At 68.1% G+C, this 19545-nt stretch carries 5 protein-coding genes; 4 read left to right on the forward strand and 1 reads right to left on the reverse strand.

What is annotated here, in order from left to right; genetic code table 11:
- Positions 1–34 precede the first annotated feature (34 nt).
- Genes ACEN9O_RS30460 through ACEN9O_RS30475 form a run of 4 tightly spaced genes read left to right on the forward strand, consistent with a single transcriptional unit; the run spans position 35 to position 18619 of the window.
- Entirely contained in the window at positions 35–7945 is a 7911-nt protein-coding gene (locus tag ACEN9O_RS30460; protein ID WP_495615507.1) for a SpvB/TcaC N-terminal domain-containing protein, read from the forward strand.
- Between the two features lie 37 nt (positions 7946–7982).
- On the forward strand, positions 7983–18194 hold the full coding sequence (locus ACEN9O_RS30465; protein WP_495615508.1) for a Tc toxin subunit A-related protein: 10212 nt from the start codon (positions 7983–7985) through the stop codon (positions 18192–18194).
- A gap of 24 nt (positions 18195–18218) precedes the next feature.
- Complete coding sequence (locus ACEN9O_RS30470) at positions 18219–18455, forward strand: hypothetical protein (protein ID WP_495615509.1); 237 nt, start codon at positions 18219–18221, stop codon at positions 18453–18455.
- A gap of 5 nt (positions 18456–18460) precedes the next feature.
- A complete protein-coding gene (locus ACEN9O_RS30475) occupies positions 18461–18619 on the forward strand; it encodes a type II toxin-antitoxin system HicB family antitoxin (RefSeq protein WP_495615510.1) in 159 nt (52 codons plus the stop codon).
- A 39-nt stretch (positions 18620–18658) separates the two neighbouring features.
- Here the strand turns inward: ACEN9O_RS30475 and ACEN9O_RS30480 are convergent, their stop codons facing one another.
- A complete protein-coding gene (locus ACEN9O_RS30480; protein ID WP_495615511.1) occupies positions 18659–19354 on the reverse strand; it encodes a hypothetical protein in 696 nt (231 codons plus the stop codon).
- Between the last annotated feature and the right edge of the window lie 191 nt (positions 19355–19545).

A 19545-nucleotide genomic window follows, 5' to 3' on the forward strand; every position in this document is an offset into this window, starting at 1 on the left:
AAAGCCTTCCGCGGATCGCACTCCGGCGATCCAGTTGCCCAAGGGCGGCGGCGCCATTCATGGCATCGGCGAGAAGTTCGGCACCAACCCGGTCTCCGGCACCGGTTCGATGACGGTGCCCATCGCCACCAGTCCGGGCCGGTCGGGGTTCGGGCCGCAGCTGGCGCTGTCGTATGACTCGGGCGCCGGCAACGGCCCGTTCGGCCTCGGCTGGAATCTGGCGCTGCCGTCGATTACCCGCAAGACCGACAAGGGCTTGCCCCAATACCTGGACGCCATCGAGTCCGATGTCTTCATCCTTTCCGGCGCGGAAGACCTGGTGCCGGTGCGCAACCACGATGCCGCCGGCCCGCCGCTGGAGGATGAAATCGATGGCTACCGCGTGCGCCGCTACCGGCCGCGCATCGAAGGCCTGTATGCCCGCATCGAGCGCTGGACCAGGTGCGGCGCGCCGGAGGACGTGCACTGGCGCTCCATCTCCAAGGACAACGTCCTGACGGTGTATGGCCTCGACAGCAATGCGCGCATCGCCGATCCGCTCGATCCGCGCCGCATCTTCACCTGGCTGATCTGCGAAAGCCGCGACGACAAGGGCAACGCCATGCTCTACCGCTACAAGGCGGAAGACGGCCAGTCGCTGGATCTCAGCCTGGCCCATGAGCGCAACCGTGGCGCGCGCGACGACCCGCGGCGCGGCGCCAACCGCTATCTCAAGCACATTTATTACGGCAACCGCACGCCACTGCTCGACCACGCGGGACGCCGGCCGCGCTTCCTCGACAACACCGATCCCGGCTGGATGTTCGAAGTGGTCTTCGACTACGGCGACCACGACCGCGGCGCGCCGGCGCCGCGCGACGACCAGGCCGCCGATGCGGACGGGCGCCCGGTCCATCCCTGGCCGCTGCGCACCGATCCCTTCAGTTCCTACCGGGCGGGCTTCGAGGTGCGCACGCTGCGCCTGTGCCGGCGCGTGCTGATGTTCCACCACTTCCCAGGCGAGGCCGAGGTGGGGCGCGACTGCCTGGTGCGCTCGACCGACCTCGACTACCGGGACGCGCACGCCGGCGGCAACGGCAACAAGGTCCTGAGCTTTCTGCAGGCGGCGGCGCAGACCGGCTATCGCCGCAACGGCGACGGCTACGACAAGCGCAGCCTGCCGCCGGTGGAGTTCGAATACACCGTGCCGCAGGTGCAGGACGTGGTCGAGGACGTGCCTGCCGACAGCCTGGAAAATCTTCCCTCCGGCCTGGACGGCAGCGCCTACCGCTGGACCGACCTGCATGGCGAAGGCATCCCCGGCATACTCACCGAACAGGCGGGGGCCTGGTTCTACAAGCGCAACCTGAGCCCAATTGCCGAGCACGGCGCGGGCGTGGCGGCCAGGTTCGCGCCGCTGGAAACCGTGGCCCTCACGCCCAACGCCGCGCTCGACAGCGGCGCCGAGCTGATGGACCTGGCCGGCGATGGCCAGCCCGACCTGGTGGTGATGGACGGCCCCTGCCCCGGTCTGTACGAGCACGACCAGCACGAAGGCTGGCATCCCTTCCGTCCGTTCAGGTCGCGCCTGAACCGCGACACGCATGATCCGAACAGCCGGCTGGTCGACCTGGATGGCGACGGCCACGCCGACCTGCTGATCACCGAGGACGAGGCGCTGGCCTGGCATCCCTCGCTGGCCGAGGACGGCTTCGGCCCGGCCCGGCGCATCGGCAAGGCCATCGACGAGGAGAGCGGGCCGCGCGTGGTGTTCGCCGACGGCAGCCAGTCCATCTTCCTGGCCGACCTGTCCGGCGACGGCCTGAGCGATATCGTCCGCATCCGCAACGGCGAGCTGTGCTACTGGCCCAACCTCGGCTACGGCCGCTTCGGCGCCAAGGTGAGCATGGACCACGCGCCCCGGTTCGACCACCCGGACCATTTCGACCTGGCGCGGCTGCGCCTGGCCGACATCGATGGCAGCGGCACCAGCGACCTCATCTACCTGCACCGCGAAGGGGTGCGGCTGTACTTCAACCAGTCCGGCAACAGCTGGAGCCAGGCCCATCAGTTGAAGGTGTTCCCGCGCGTTGACGATGTCGCCAACATCGTCCCGCTCGACCTGCTCGGCAACGGCACCGTCTGCCTGGTGTGGTCGTCGCCGCTGGCGGCCGACGGCACGCGGGCGATGCGTTACGTCAACCTGATGGGCGGCGTCAAGCCGCATCTGCTGGTCAAGGTCAGCAACAACCTCGGCGCCGAAACCCGCATCAGCTACGCGCCGTCGACCCGCTTCTATCTCCAGGACAAACGCGACGGCAAGCCCTGGATCACCCGCCTGCCCTTCCCGGTGCATGTGGTCGAGCGCGTCGACAGCTACGACCATATCGGCAGGAACCGCCTCAGCACGCGCTTTGCCTATCACCACGGCTATTTCGACGGCGAAGAACGCGAGTTCCGCGGTTTCGCCATGGTGGAGCAGTGGGACACGGAACAGATCGCGGCTCTAAGCGGCGGCGCCGCGCCGGCAGCGCAGCACGACGCCACCCCGCAGGTGCCGCCGGTGCACAGCAAGACCTGGTTCCACACCGGTGCCTGCCTGGGTCGCGGCCATATCGCCCGCTACTTCGCCGGCTTGCTTAACGGCAGCGACCACGGCGAATATTTCCGCGAACCGGGGCTCGACGACCTTGAGGCCGGCGGCCTGCTGCTGCCCGACACCGTGCTGCCCGAGGGCCTGAGCCTGGAGGAAGAGCGCGAAGCCTGCCGCGCGCTCAAGGGCACCATGCTGCGCCAGGAGATCTACGCCGACGACGCCGGCCCGGACGCCACGCCGGAACAGCGCCGGCGCGCCCGCACGCCCTATTCCGTCACCGAACAAAACTTCACCGTGCGCATCTTGCAGCGCAAGGGAGGCAACCGCCATGCGGTTTTCTGCACGCATGCGCGCGAGGCGATCCAGTTGTATTACGAACGCAACCCGGCCGATCCCCGCATCCAGCACACGCTGACCCTGGAGGCCGACATCTACGGCAACGTGCTCAAGCAGGCCAACGTCAGCTACGGGCGCCGTTCCCGCATCCGCACCGCCGATGGCTGCGGCCGGGCCGGACTGGAGAACAATCCCGGCCTTGCGCAGTTGTCGGAGCACGACCGCGCAAGGCAAACCACCGCCCTGCTCACCTACACCGAAAACCGCGTCACCAACGCGATCGAATCGGCCGACACGCATCGCAACCCGCTGCCGTGCGAGACCGTCACCTACGAGCTGACTGGCTATACACCCAGCGGCCCGGCCACCGGCCCCGGCAATCAGGTGCATCGCTACCAGGCGGCGGATTTCGTCGAACCGGCACCCGGCGCCGCCGGGCAATTGCGGCATAAGTTTAATGCGCCCGACGTTCCCTACGAGGCCACCGCCGAAGGCGCGCGGCGCCGCCGGCCGGTCGAGTGGCATCGCACGCTTTACCGCCGCGACGATCTGGACGGCCTGCTGCCGCTCGGCCATATGGCACCGCTGGCGCTGGCAGGGGAAAGCTACCAGCTCGCGTTCACCCCCGGCCTGCTGGCGCAGGTATTCCAGCGGCCGCGCGCAGACCAGCCGCCCGACGTGCTGCTGCCCGATCCGCCCGCCGTGCTGGGCGACGCCGGCGGCTACCTGCCCAGCCAGGCGCTGAAAGCCGACGGCCGCTTCCCGCCTGGCGATGCCGACGATCATTGGTGGCTGCCGTCCGGCCGCGCCTTCTTCAGCGCGGCCGCCGACGACAACCCGGCCGCCGAAGCGGCCCAGGCGCGCCGCCACTTCTATCTGCCGCGCCGCTACCGCGACCCGTTCGGCAACGACAGCGTGGTCATGTTTGACGCCAACGACCTGCTGACGGCCGAAGTCCGAGACGCGCTCGGCAACCGCACCAGCGCGGACATCAACGACTACCGGGTCCTGCAACCGCGCCTGGTAAGCGATCCCAACCGCAATCGGACCGCCGTCGCCTTCGACATCCTGGGCCTGGTGGCCGGCACCGCCCTCATGGGCAAGCCCGCGCCGGCGCAGGCCGAAGGCGATACGCTCGAAGGCTTTGCCACCGAGTTGACGCAGGCCCAGCTCGACGCCTTCTTCGACGCCACCGACCCGCATGCGCAGGCAGCGGCCCTGCTGCGCGGCGCCTCCAGTCGCGTTATCTACGACCTCGACCGTTTCCGCCGCACCCGGCGCGCGCATCCCGACGACGTGGCGCAATGGCGGCCGGTCTGCGCCGCAACGCTGGTGCGCGAGACGCATGTGCACGCACCGCAGCCCAGGCACGGGCTCAGGATCCAGCTCGCCCTCTCCTATTCCGACGGCTTCGGCCGCGAGATCCAGAAGAAGATCCAGGCCGAGCCCGGCCCGCTGGCCGACGGCGGTCCGGTGGCCGATCCGCGCTGGGTCGGCAGCGGCTGGACCATCTTCAACAACAAGGGCAAGCCGGTACGCCAGTACGAGCCCTTCTTCAGCGCCACGGACGCCTTCGAATTCGGCGTGCAGCGCGGCGTCAGCCCGGTGCTGTTCTACGATCCAGCCGGACGGGTGGTGGCGACGCTGCACCCGAACCACTCGTACGAAAAGGCGGTCTTCGATTCGTGGCAGCAAACCACCTACGATGTTAACGACACCTGCGCGGCGCGCAACGCGCAGACCGGCGACCCGCGTACCGACCCGGACATCGGCGGTTATGTCGCCGACTACTTCGCCACCCAGCCGGCCAGCTGGGCGACCTGGTACGCGCAGCGCGCCGATGGCGACCTCGGCCGGCACGAGCGCGACGCCGCCCGGCGCGCGGCCGCCCACGCCGACACGCCGACCAGCGCCTGCTTCGACGTCCTGGGCCGGCCCTTCCTGACGCTGGCGCGCAACCGCGTGGTCTGCGCCGGCCACGAGCTCGACGGCACCGAGGAGCGCTTCATCGTCCGAGTCGAACTGGACATCGAAGGCAACCAGCGCGCCGCGCTCGACGAGCGCCGGCTGCCGGTCCAGCACCTGCCAACCGGCGCGGCCGAACAGCGCGTCGTCATGCGCTACGACTACGACATGCTGCGCAACCGCATCCGCCAGCGCAGCATGGAGGCCGGCGCGCGCTGGATGTTGAACGACGTCACCGGCAAGCCTATCCGCGCCTGGGACAGCCGCGGCCATGACTTCACCGTGCGCTACGACGCGCTGCGCCGTCCGGTGGAGCAGACCGCGCACGGCACCGCCACGGATGCCGACCCGCGCACCCTGCAGCACGAGCTGGTGGTCGAACGGATCGAGTACGGCGAAACGCTGGCCGACGCCGAAGCGCTCAACCTGCGCACCCGCGTCTACCGGCATTTCGATGCCGCCGGCGTGGCCATCAATGCCCGCCTCGACAGCGACGGCAAGCCCGACCAGGCCTACGATTTCAAGGGCAATCTGCTGTGCAGCACGCGCCGCCTGGCCCGCGACTACCAGGCCATACCGGACTGGCGGCAGCCGGCCGAGCCGCAACTGGACGCCGAGTCGTTCGAGGGAAGCTCGCGCTACGACGCCCTCAATCGTCCGGTGCAATCGATCGCGCCGCACAGCAGCCTGGAGCGCGCCGGGCAGCCGCGCCGTCTGCATGTGATCCAGCCGGTCTACAACGCGGCCAGTCTGCTGGAGCGGGTCGACGTCTGGCTGGAATACGCCGCCGAGCCCGCCGCGCTGCTGGACCCCGGCGAGGTGGCGCCGTCGCCGGTCGGCGTCGCCAACATCGATTACGACGCCAAGGGCCAGCGCCAGCGCATCGTCTACAAGAACGGCGCCAGCACCCGCTACAGCTACGACCCGCTGACCCTCCGGCTGACCCGGCTGCAGACCCGGCGCAACGCGCAAGCCTTCCCCGGCGACGATCCGCAGCCGCCGCTTGCCGGCTGGCCGGGCCGACAGGTACAGAATCTGCGCTACACCTACGACCCGGTCGGCAACATCACCCACCTGCAGGACGCGGCGCAGCAGACCATCTACTTCAGGAACCGGCGGGTCGAGCCGGACAACGACTACGTCTACGACGCGCTGTACCAGCTGGTGCAGGCCAGCGGCCGCGAGCACCTGGGCCAGGGCGGCGCAGCCATCCCCCACGGCCACGACGACGCGGGCCGCGTCGGCCTGCCGCATCCCGGCGACGGCAACGCCATGGGCAGGTATATCGAGCGCTACGTCTACGATGCCGCCGGCAACATCCTGCAGATGCAGCACCGGGGCGGCGATCCTGCGCATCCGGGCTGGACGCGCGGCTACGACTACCTCGAAGCGAGTTTGATCGACAGCGGCGATGGCGCGCCGCGCCGCAGCAGCAACCGCCTCAGCGCCACCACGCTGCGCCCGTCCCCAGGCGCCGCACAGCCGGAAGCCTATCGTTACGACCTGCACGGCAACATGCTGAGCATGCCCCACCTGGGCCAGGGTCAGGCCGGGCCGAACCTGCACTGGGACTACAAGGACCAGCTGCGCGAGGCCGACCCCGGCGGCGGCAGCGCCTTCTATGCCTACGACGCATCGGGCCAGCGCGTGCGCAAGGTGTGGGACAAAGCGCCCGGCCTGCGCGAGGAGCGCATCTACCTCAACGATGTCGAGATCTTCCGCCGGCACAAGGGCGACGCCACGCTGGAGCGCGAGACGCTGCACGTGATGGACGACAAACAGCGCGTGGCCATGGTGGAGACGCGCACGCTCGACACGGCCGGCAACGACCAGGCGCCACGGCAGCTGATCCGCTACCAGTTCGGCAATCATTTGCGCTGCGCCTGCCTGGAACTGGACGACAGCGCGCAGATCATTTCGTACGAAGAATATTCGCCCTACGGCAGCTCGACTTACCAGGCCGTGCGCAGCCAGACCGATGCGCCGAAACGCTACCGCTACACCGGCAAGGAGCGCGACGAGGAAAGCGGCTTGTACTACCTGGGAGCGCGCTACTACGCGCCGTGGCTGGGGCGCTGGACGTCGCCGGACCCGGCCGGGATGGTCGACGGCCCCAACCTGTACCGCTACTCGCGCAACTGCCCGGTGGTGCTCACCGATCCGCTCGGCACCGATCCGCCGGACCCGCGCCAATACGAAACCTTCGAGCAGTTCAGCTCGGCGGCGCCGTCGCCGTATTCCATCGACTACCTGGCGCAGCTGTGGCAGGACAGCCATCCGGCCGCGCAATCGTCCGCCGACGCCTCGACCGAAATCCCGGTCGAGGGCACCGTGACCGAGGCCGACAAGACGCAACTGGAGGCGGCCGGCGTCTTCTTCATGCCGGACAACACCGCCAACATCGGCACGCCGGTGCACCTGATCGTCCTGCCTATCCTGTCGGCGCGCCTGTTCGCGCACGGCGTCCCCAACGCGATTGAAATGCCGACCCAGGTGGGCGGCTCGAAATCGGGCCGCAGCGTCGGCTTCATCGACCTGGCGGTGTTCGTGCCGCCCCAGGGCGTGGGGCCGGTCTCGATGCTGGAGGCGCATGTGTATGACCTCAAGCCGGGCGGCTCGTCGTCCGGCACCTCGCACAGCGAGCAGGTGACCAACTACGTCCAGCATTTCGACCAGAGCGGCATCGGCATCGGCGTCACGCCGCAGATCGGCACGGCGCTGTACGACATCGCGGCCCAGCATCCGGACATCCTGGAGCCGATCGAGGTGCCCGGCACCATGGGCAGGGTGTACATCGGCCTGCAGCTGACGGCGCCCGGCATCATCGAGTATCACCTGGGCGTGCGGCCGATCCCGGTACCGGTGCCGCAGCCCAAGGAAGTGGAAGTCGAGGAGCGGCGCCGGGTACGCATAGAAGAGCCCGAGTACGAGCGCGGCTGGAGACCGCACCTGCCGCACCTGGCGCCGATGACACGGGAACAGCAGCAGCAGGCGGCGGCGTCCACGGTGACGGTCGGCACGGTGCTCATCATCGGCTTGATGATCTTGGGCTCCCCGCTGGGCGTATGAAGAATATGGAAGCAGGAACAAGAAAGGAAATCGCATCATGGCCAACCTGATCGTCATTCGCCTGCACCCCGACCAGCCTACCGCGGGCGGCAACTTCACCGACTACCTCGCCGGGCTCACCATCACGGCCTACGACCTCTCGTGCGGCGATCCCAAGGTCGGCGTCAAGCTCGGCGAGGCGGTCTACCTGCCGCCGCCCGATCCCGGCCAGCCCTGGCTGCCCGATCCAGCCAGCGGCATCGTCCAGCACTACACCGTGCCGCCGCCGTTCCCGCCGACGCTGCCGCAGCCGGAAGCGGTGGCCACGGCGGTCATCGAGGCCAGCCTGCTGCCGGCCGGCTACCTGGACTACGTCGCCCCCGACCTGCGCATCGAGATCAGCCGGGGCGGCCCGCCGGTGTCGGAAAAGAATGTCTACTACGATGTGCAGACCGTGCCCGGCCCGCTGCCGGCGGCGGACACCTTCCCGGCCTATCCGGCCGCCGACGTCGCGCTGTACTTCGCGCTGCCGCGTCCGGTGCCGGCGGGGCTGGCCTCGATCGAATTGAACGACGACGGCTCGCCGCCGAACTTCCAGGCCCTCAAGGACGCGGTGCAGGCGGTGCTGGCGGCGGACCAGCAGCCGGTGCCGCCGGCCGCGCTCGACCGGCTGACGCCGGAACAGTCGCTGCACATCGCCTACGAAATCGTCTGGGGCGCGCAGGACCCGCTGCCGGCGCCGCCGGCCTCGTCCACCTTCGGCGTCGACGACCTCGGCGCGCTCTACAGCAACCCGCCCAACGACGGCACCATCGGCAACGCCATCGAGCAGAACCGCCAGCAATTCGAGGGCAACCTCAACAGTTACTACGCCGTCCACAACGCCAAGGTCGACCGCCTGGGGCGCTTCATCTACGCCTTGAGCGCGGCCATCGCCTGCGAAGAGATGAGCAACCAGGCCGCAGCGGCGCTGCTGGAGTTCCCGGTCAATCCGGGCGCCGCCGGCCTGCAGGCCACGGTGCTGTCCGCCGCCGTGCTGCTCAACAACGGCGGCGCGCCGCTGGTGCCCGCCTTCACCGTGCCAGCCGAATATTTCTACGCGCTGGGCGCGCAACTGCCCCGGCAGATGAGCGCCCAGCAGCGCTTCCTGCAAGTGGTACGCGACAACCAGGAACGGCTGTTTCCGCTGCTGACCACGGCCTACGACGACGGCACCATCAGCCCGGTGCCGGCGATCAATCCGGCGCAGGCGGTGCAGCGCCTGACGGCCTTGCGGCCGGCGTCGAGTACGCTGGCGCCGCCGTGCCAGCTGGACGCGCAAGTGCTGCCGCTGATCGCCGACTGGCTGGCCTTCCCGTCCAACCTGCCGGCGGCGCATCCGGCATGGCGCGCCTACGTGCCCGGCCAGGACGGGGGCGCGTTCTGGCAGCCCGAGCTCGCGGCGCAGCCGCAGCCCTACCTGGCGCTGGTGCTGCGCGCGCTGACCGCCAGCCACACGCCGCTGATCGCCGCCATCCAGGCGATCCCGATCGCCACCGTCGCGGCGCTGGCGGCGATGAGCGCCGAGCAATGGCGCGGCGTGTTCGGCACGCCGCCGAACCCGGTCTTGCTGCCGCCGTTCACGGCGCCGGGCACGCCGTCGGCGCGGGTCGAGGCCTTTATCCGCCACGTGCAGAAATTCTTCGACGTATCGTCCGGCATCGCCGCCATGCCGCCGGCCGCGGCCGGGGCGCCGCCGGCGCTGGACCTGCCGGCCGCCGATCCCATCGCCGCCTTTGTCGCGCAGTACGCCGCCTTGAGCGGGTCGCCGTTCAGCTTCGGCGGCGGGCCGCTGATCGAGGCCGACGTCGCCGCCGCCGCGCAGGCCGTGTTCCCCGGCGACGCGCCGGCGCAGGCATGGCTGGCGCAGCGCATCCACCTGATCAACGAGCTGTGCCTGCTGGCCGGCGTGGTGTCGAGCACCGCGCTGCCGCCGACGCTGTCGCCGGCATTCTCGATGGCCGAGGCGCTGTATGCGCGCGGTTTCACCAGCGCCAGCGATATCCAGCCGCTCAGCCTGGCCGACTTCAGCGACGCCCTGCGCGGCACCGTGGCCTACACGCAGGCGGCGGCCATCTATGCCAGGGCGGCGGCAACCGGCTCGCCCGCCGCGCCGCCGCCGGGTCCGTACACGCCGGTCAATCCGGGTTCGCTGCTCAATTGCATCCCGCCCTGCTATCTGTCGCCGCTGGGGCCCGTGCAATACCTGCACGAGCTGCTGCAACTGTCGCCGGCGGCGACCTGCGACAACCCGCATGCGCCGCCGCCGGCCGGTGGCGCCACGCTGGGCGAGGTACTGGCCGCGCGGCGCGGTCCGCTGGGCACGCTGGCCGTGACGGCGGCCAACGCCGACACGCCGCTGCCGCTGATCGACCTGGTCAACGAAAACCTGGAGCAGCTGGCGGCGACGCTGCCGGCGGCGCCGGCCGGCGTGGTCTACGATACCGCGTCGGGCCAGCTGGCCGGCCATCTGCTGTGCGCGGTGGACGGCGGCCCTGCGCCGGACTGCCACCAGCCGGCAACGCTGTTCGACGCCTTGCCCGAACATTCCTCGCCGGCGGTGCCGGTGGCGCAGCCACTGGCCTACGACCGGCTCAAGGCCGACTTCTCGGCGCCGATGCTGCCGTATTCCCAGCCGCTCGACCTCAACCGCACCTGGCTTGAACACTTCAAGACCTGCCGCTTCGAGGTCATGCGCACCTTCCGCAAGGAGATCACCGAGTTCGCGCTCGATCCATCGCTGCCGGCGCCGACCTTCCAGAGCCATCTGTGGCGCTACCCGGTGCGCATCGACACCGCCATCGAGTATCTCGGACTCAGCCCCGAAGAATACGCGCTGCTGTTCACCAAGGACATCGCCAACGTGCCGACTGCGGGCCAGCTGGTGCTGTACGAACTCTACGGCTTCGACAGCCCTTCCCCCGGCGGCAATAACTGGCTGGACATCGCGCTGCTGCTGCCGGAATTTCTCAAGCGTACAGGGTTGTCGTATTGCGAGCTGGTGGCGCTGCAGCAGTCCGCCTGCTTCGAGTTCGTCGTCGTCCCGGCCGGTGACGACGGCAACGGCGACGGAAATGATGACGGCGAAGGCGAAGGCCGCGTGCCCGTCACCGATCGCGCCACGGTCCCGCCAACCACGGCCCTCCCCGATTGTCCGCCCTGCTGCATGGAGGACTATCGCCTGCGCTTCATCGCGCCGTCGGACCAGGCCACGGCGCTGCGCCAGCTGGCGGTCTTCCTGCGGCTGTGGCGCAAGCTCCAGGCGGTCTGCGGTGCGCGCTACACCTTCACCCAGCTGTGCGACATCTGCGAAGTGCTGCAGCTGTTTATCGGAACCAACATCAACCCCGACTTCATCCGCCAGCTGGTGGCCTTCCAGATCCTGCGCGACCAGTTGCGGCTCAAGCTGAGCGACGGCAGCAGCGCTCCGGGCGCCCACGGCGCCGACCGCAGCCACCTGCTGGCACTGTGGGTTGGCCCGGCCGCAGCCAAGTGGCATTGGGCGGTAGAACACCTGCTCGACCGGCTCCAGCATTACGCCCGCGCGCGCCACGGCTGCGACCAGCGCGCACCGCACTTCATCAAGCTGCTGGCGGCCAACCTCGATCCGCTCTCGCTGCTGGCCGGCTTCAATCCCGCCGTGGCGACCGACACCTGGTTCGAGCGGCCCACCCACACGCTGCGCTTGGTCGAAGTGCTGGCGAAGATATACGCGTCGCCGTTCGGCATCGGCGAGATCCTGTACCTGTTCAGCGCCGACGACCATCTGGACGGCGACGATCCGTTCCCGCTGCAATCGAACAACGAGGCCGCCGACGATCCGCTCGGCCTGCCGGAGTACGAAGCGCAGTACGACCTGTGGTCGCTGCGCAGCGAACTGCTCGCGGTCGAGGTGACGGACGAGCAGCTGCATGAATGGACCTGGCACCGCATCGTGCTGACGCTGCGCCACGACTTCGGCTACGAGGTCCCGGCCGGCGCCCCCGATTACCTGCTGTCGCTGGGCCAGCATTGCTTCCCCGATGTGCTGGAGCACGCGGGCACGCCGGTGACGGCGACGCAGCGGCAATACCGCGTGCCGCTGGCCACGCCCACGCCGGACATGTGGAACCTGCCGCCCGACGGTCCCTTCCGCTACGACGCCGCCGACAAGATGCTGTGGACCCACCTGCCGCTGCGCGACGCGGCGGTGGCCGACAAGCTGGCGCACCTGCGCGCGCTGAACGCCGCCGAGCAGCTGGCGGTGCACAATCTGTACCAGTTGCCGCGCATCGACCTCGCGCCTTTCGCCTGTTTGTTCCCCAGCCTCGCCGCCGCCGAGCAGCACCTCATCGAAGAGCCGGAGGAAAGCCGGCGCTGGCACTGGTTCCGCCGGCATGTCGTGCTGGCGGTGCGGCGCAGCCACGTGATCGCCGGGCATCTGGCGCGGCACGTCGCCGCCGCCACCGGCTGCGAATGGGAGCACGCCCAGCCGACCGCCTGGCTGATACTCAAGCGCCTGTTTGCCGACGAAAACCGCGCCACCTCGACCTGGGAAGACGATGGCGGCGCCCAGCCCGGCCTGACCTGGCAGCCCTTGCCGTCCGGCGGCGCCTTCGCCGCCCTGCTCGGCCTGGCCGGCACCGGCCTGAGCGGCGAGCTGCGGCGCGCCAACGGCGATCTCGCGTGGCGCGAGGTGCGCGGCCCGATGCGCGCCTTCGGCCACGAGCGCGACCGGCTCAACGCGCCCGTGCCGACCGTGCTGCCGGCGATGGACCTGACGCTGCCGGCCACCCAGCTGCGCTACGTCGAACTGCGCAACGGCTTCGCGTTGCAGGACCAGCATGGCAAGCAATTGCACGGCGCCGAAAGCTTCTCCGCCAGCTGGTCCGGCGTGCTGCTGGTGGAAGACGAGGGCCGCTATGAATTCAGCGCCGGCGCGCCGACGCCGGAAGGCGAGCATGCCGACCACGAGCGCTGCAAGCACGGCCACTGGCGCGTGACGCTCAAGCGCGGACAGAAAACCTGGATATTGCTCAGCCATCGCTGGCCGGACGAGCATGGCCAGGCCGAGACGCAGCTGCCGCTGCGGCGCGGCGCCTACGGCATCACGGTGGAGTTCATGCAGCCGCCGCCGGACTTCCGCGGCGTCGACGATCTGTTCCCGCAGCACACCGGCTTCCAAGTCAAATACGCCGGGCCGGACACCGGCGGACGGCACGAAACCCTGCCCTTGCGGCGCCTGTACCGCGAGCGCCAGGACGACACGCTGCGCGACGGCGTCCAGCTGCCCGAGGGCAGCCTGGCCGCCACGGCGCTCAAGCTGCACTACACCAGCAGCCTGCGCGATATGCGCCGCACCTACCAGCGCGCCTTCAAGGCGCTGCTGTTTGCGCAGCGCTTCGAACTATCCGGCCAGCCGCTGCAACCGTTCCGGCAATCCGAGCTCGGCTACATGCTCGACCAGTCCGCGCTGTTTGCTGGCGTCAGCTACTACCGGGCACCGGGCTTCGTCCGCCACGACGCCGATTTCAACTTCAATTTCCTGCCGCTGCTCGACGTCTACTATCCGCCCGCCCCGGCGCAGGACCAGCGCGCCCAGCCCAGCATCAAGCGTCGGCAGGCGCTGTTCGACTGGTGGGAGCGCATGTTCGACTACACCCGCATGCGCCGCGACCGCCAGCGCGCCGCCGAGCGACCGGCGTGGCTGGTGTTCGAGGAGGCGCTGGAAAAACAACCGGACGCGCCGGCCCAGCTGCTGCGCCACCTGGACATCGACCTGCGCCACGCCGACCTCGCGCTGCGCTACTTCCAGGACATGGCGACGCCGGTGTTCCAGGTCGGCTTCAGCGACCTGGAGGATGACCGCTGGACCATCCGCGCCTGGCACGCCGACCGCTGGGCGCGCGCGCTGGAGCGCCACTTCGCGTCGCGCGACATCCGCGCCGCCCGCCCCGACCTGTGGGCCTCAGACGCGCCGGAAGACAACGTCGCAGGCGAGCTGGCGAGCGGCAACGCCAATCTGTCGGCCTTCCTGTGCGACGGCTGCTTCGAAAACGGCGAGCCGCGCCGCTACCTGGACGTCAAATGCGTCAACGACGGCTTGCGCGACCGCGCGCGCGCCGCGCTGCTCGCCTACCTGTGCGGCATGGACCGGGTCGCCCTGCCGTGGGGCGGCACCGCGCAGACGCCCAAGGATCTGGGCGCGCTGCTGCTGCTCGACATCGAAGCGGGCCGCTGCATCCACATGAGCCGCATCGAAGAGGCAGTCACGGCGGCGCAGAACTTCATCCAGCGCGCCCGACTGGGCCTGGAGCCGGCCTGGCCCGTGAGCGCCGCCTTCGCGCGGCTGTGGGAGCGCGAATTCGAGCGTTACAGCGTCTGGGAAAAATGCCGCTGCAGGATGCTTTACCAGGAAAACTGGATCGAATGGGACGAGCTGCGCAAGGCGCGCAAGATCGAAGCCTATCGCCTGCTGGAAGCCGAGCTGCGCCGATCGACACTGACCATCGCCGCGCCGGGCGGGCTGGAATACTGGCCGGAGAACCTGCCGCCGGTGCATCCGGCCGTCAAGCTGCTGCAGCAGCGCGACGCCTCGGCCTTGCGCCGGCTGGCGCCGGAGCGCGAAGGGCTCGGCGTGCTCGGCACACCGGAACGCGACGCCCGCCCGTCATGGCTGGCGCCCGTGGGCGGGTTATCCAACGGGCGTGATGGCGGTGGCGATGGCGATGGCGGCAATGGTGACAACGGTGGCGGCGACGGCGTGCCCGGCATTAGCCGCGCCACCAGCAACGGCAACGGCGCGCCAGCGGATTACGACCAGCTACCGCTCTGGATACAGGCCGCGATCCGCCTCGGCACGCGTTTCGTCCGCGTGGCGGCCGGTGGCGTGCCGCCCGCGCAGATGGCTTTTGCGCCAAGCGATTTCCACCCGCAGCCGGGCTGTTGCAGCGAATGCGGCTGCGAGCATCCGCCGCTGGTCGACGAATATTATTTCTGGCTGCTGCCGTCCGACGTCTACAACGCGCTCGACCAGGACGAATACTACGACACCGGCACGCAAGCCTCGACGCGCTGGCACGACGAGCAAAGCCTGCCCACGCTGCTGGCCTGGAAATCTGCGCCGGCCGTGCGGCTGGCCTGGACCAGAGTCCACAACGGCGAGTTCAAGCAGCCGCGCCGTTCCCACGCCGCCGTGCAGGTCACACCCGGCACCACGTCCGACCTCGACCTGCTCGGCCGCGTGGGCGATTCGCTGACGTTCGCGGTATCGAACGGCGTCGTCCCCACCGGCTACAACGGCGCCGACCAGCCGGGCTTCCGCTACGACCTGGCCAGCGACGACAGCGTCCCCCTGCCGCTGGTGGAAGATCCGCCCGCATCGCCCAGCCCGTATCCCGCAGGCTTGCCGGCCTATCCCTACTTCGCCTACGTCGAACCCGGCGACCGCTTGTTCCCGGACTCGCCATTCAGCCCGGCCTTGGCGGTGGCGAACGTGCTGCGCTGCCATTGCCGCTTCGAGCCGGCGCTGAAGTGGTACCAGCTGGTATGGAATCCCCTGACCTCCGACAACAGCTGGGTGCATTGCGAAACCAGCGAAGCGCCACCGGGGCAGCCGTTGCCCGACACATCAGACCGCGCGCCAGGCCGGCGACACGCCATCGCGCCCGCGATGTGCTGCGACAGCACCGACATCACCGCCGACGAGGCCCGCAATCGCGCCATCCTGCTGCACTATCTCGACACGCTGGTGGCCTGGTCGCAAGCGCTGATGCGCAGGAATTCGGCCGAATCGGCACAACAGGCGCGGCTGGTCCTCGACACCGCCGCGGCAATACTCGGCCCCTGTCCACGCACGGTGGTCAGCCATGCGCAAGCGCCGCAGCAAACGGTGTCGAGCTTTGTGCCGCTGAACCCGCCTCTGAATCCGCGCCTGATGGATTTGTACGGCCGCGTGCAGGACGGCCTCGACCTGGTGCATCGTTGCCTGACCGATGCCCGTCTGCGCAACAGCGCGGCGACCTGCCGTCCGCCATACTGGGGCGCGAACGCCTGCGACTGCGGCCCCGGCGCCGACCAGGGCGCTTGCGCGGCCGCGCCGCCGTCCTGCTGCGACGACGAGCTATGCTGCGCGCCGCACAGCCCTTACCGCTTCCAGGTGCTGGCGCAAAAGGCCCAGGAAGCGGTGGCGCGCGTGCGCGAGCTGGGCACCGCGCTGCTGTCCGCGTTCGACCGTGGCGACGCCGAATACCTCGCCGCCGTGCGCGCCCGGCACGAGCTGCAACTGGCCGACATGAACATCAAGGCGCGCCAGGACCAGTGGCGCGATGCCGACTGGCAGATCAAGGCCTTGGGCAAGACCAAGGAAGTGAGCCAGACCAACCGGCGCTACTACAAGCGCTTGATCGACCTCGGCCTCAACTTCGGCGAGCTGGGCTATCAGAGCAACAGCAACACCGCCATCGACCTGAACTCGGCGGCGATACCGATCGAGGCCGTCGGCGAGGCGATGCGCCTGATCCCGGACCTGTTCGTCGGCTTCCCGTGCGAGGAAACCTGGCTGCCGCTGGGCAGCAAGCTGGGCGAAATGTTCCAGACGATAGCGCGCATCACCAATGAATTTGCCGGCATCGCCGGCATCAACGGCTCGCTCGACCTGACGCAAGCCGGATGGCAGCGCCGCCTCGACGAATGGGTGCACCAGGTCGAGATACTGGACATCGAGATCGAGCAGATGGAAATCCAGATACTTGGTGCCGAGCGGCGCAGGAGCCTGGCGTTGCAGGAGCTCGACATCCAGCAGCGCCAGCTCGAACAATCGCGCGAGATGCAGGACCTGCTGCGCGACAAGTTCACCAGCCACGAACTGTATCTGCACCTGCAAAAAGAAACGGCGGCGCTGCACTGGCAGATGTACGAGCTGGCGCGGCATCTGGTGCTGGAAAGCCAGCGCGCGCTCAACTTCGAGCTGGGCTACGCCAACCGCAATTTCCTCGACGGCGAACAGTGGGACAACCTGCATGAGGGCTTGCTGTCCGGAGAGCGCCTGCAGCTGGCGTTGCAGCGCATGGAGGCGGACTACCTCGATTGCCACCGCCGCGAGTACGAGCTGACCAAGCATATTTCGCTGGCGATGCATTTCCCCCTGCAATTCCTGCGGCTGAAAATCACCGGCTGCTGCGAAATCGAGCTGCCGGAATGGATGTTCGATATGGACTACGCGGGCCACTACATGCGGCGCATCAAGAGTGTCAGCCTGACGATACCGTGCGTGACCGGGCCATACACCGGCATTCATTGCCGCCTCACGCTGCTGGGCAGCCGCACCCGCGTCAACCCCAGCCTGCCCTGCCCCGTGACCGGCTGCTGCGGCGACCATCCGGTCGGGCCTTGTGGCTGCTGCCACGAAGCGCATGAGCACTACGAGGCGCACGGCAACGACCGGCGCATCGCGCGGCACTTCGGCGCGCGGGAGGCGATCGCCACCTCTTCCGGGCGCAGCGACGCCGGCCTGTTCGAACTGAACTTCCGCGACGAGCGCCTGCTGCCGTTCGAATTCTATGGCGCCACCAGTTGCTGGCGCATCGAGATGCCGCCGGAGAATAACTTCTTCGACATGGACAGCCTGAGCGATGTGGTCATGCACATGAACTACACCGCCCGCGAAGGCGGCGATGCCTTGCGCAACGCCGCCCGCGCCAGCGCCCGCGAAAAACTGCCCGGCAATGGCTGGATCTATCTGGATCTGCGGCGCGACTTCCCCGATGTGTGGGAAAGGTTCCGTCACGCGCAGCAGGACCGTCACGGCGAGCGCAGCATGTCGCTGCGGCTCGACCGCAAGCTGTTCCCCTACCTGCCGGGCAATCCCGCGCTGCGGGTGACCAAGCTGGCGCTGCTGTTCGAGACCGATGAGCAGGCCCATGGCTGTCCGCCCATCGGCGCTTGTCCCTGTGCGCACGACGACATCGCCGACGGCCGCCTGGTGGAGATCACCTTACGGCACGGCGACCGGGAGCAAGAGGGCTGCGATGAAGTGGAGCTGAACTGCGTCCACAGCGCGGACTGGCCTGACCTGTACCACGGCGTCGGCCAGGTGGAGATCGGGCCGATCGGCCACGGGCACCACCACCACACGGCGACGCTGACCTTCGAAGACCTGGACCACCAGATCGTGCGGGCGTTCGTCCTGTGTCACTACGAGGTCATCGACACTTGCTGCAAGACGCAAAGGGACCCTTGCGCGCATTGCTGACCAACCGAATGAGGGAGAGCAAAAATGTCCAGGTACAGATTCATCGTCGGCGCGACGCTGGCCGCGCTGGAGCAGGAATTGAACCGGGTGGCCGACGACAAGCCGGAGATCGAGCTGAAGCAGGTGCTGCAAGCCCAGGGCACCGGCTTCGTCGCGGTCATCGACGAAGCCCCCATAGCGACACCAGCGCCGCCGACAAAAACCAAGGCCTCCCGCGCGCGCGACGACCAACGGAAGCAGGGCGGGGAGAAAACGCTCTGAAAAACGTGCGAGAAGCCGTTCAAGTCGACCTTGAAGAACTCGATAGCAAGCCAAAACGCATCAACATCAGCCTACCGCGCGTCGTTCTCAGCAAGATTGATCGGCATGCGGACGCGCACCATGAAACACGCAGCGGCATGCTGGTGCGCGCCGCATTGCACTGAAGTCGTCAGCGCCCATGCATTTTCCCCTTGGCTGGAGCGTTAAAGTTTGCTCGGTATCGTTATGATTTCCTGATCAACTTCCAGCTTTAGTGTCGTCAGCAAGTACTTGGCGTGCCGTACCGTTGCGCCCTTTTGATATATGACCGAGAGATGCATGGGGTCGAGCACTTCAAACGAGAAGACGCGATCCACGTTATGCAAAACCTCGGTAAAGCCAGTACCGTCCTGCATGGTCAGGGCCACGTTTGAGTGATCGTCCGAGGAAAGTTTGCCGTCTCCATTGGTGTCGTCCGTGACGTATTCGAAGTACAGTGCTTTGGTCGGCTGCTCGGTTCTCTCCACGGGGTCGGCTGGCTTGGGTTGAAGTTGTGATACGTTCAGAATGATGTTCTTGTGGTCCTTGAACAGCCATCGCGCGGTCTTTGCGGTCCCAGTCAGGAACAAGACATTTCGAATTTCACTTCCGCCATAGCCGGACGAGAATTTCGGAGATTTTTCGTGGGTGGTCAGCCGCAGCATCTGTGCGTTTGCACCGGTGATGCTTTCAATCCGGTCAAAGTTCAACATCACCGATTGCTTCGAAGCAGAGTCGGCTTCAGGAACTTCAACGGCACCGCGATGCTCCCAGCGATTGCTGGCCAACGCCATCCAGCCGATGCAGGCGCCAGCGCCGAGAAGGACGACGAGCAGCAGGATGCTGTTGATTCTGCCAATGGTGGTAAATAGTCGATCCATGGTTGGTCGCGAGCTCAATGTTTGAATTTATCGGCGCGCTTTCGCGCGATCAGGACTTCCTGGCGCGAGTTTCAAGCGCTGCCTCGGCTGATAACGAGCAGGCGAGGTGTGAGGCGAGCCGGGGGTAATGTTATGTTTGTAGCCATTTGGCTAGAATATCATCTGGCTTGACGGGGAAATGCGCAGTTTGT

This window comes from Duganella sp. Dugasp78 (assembly GCF_059491455.1).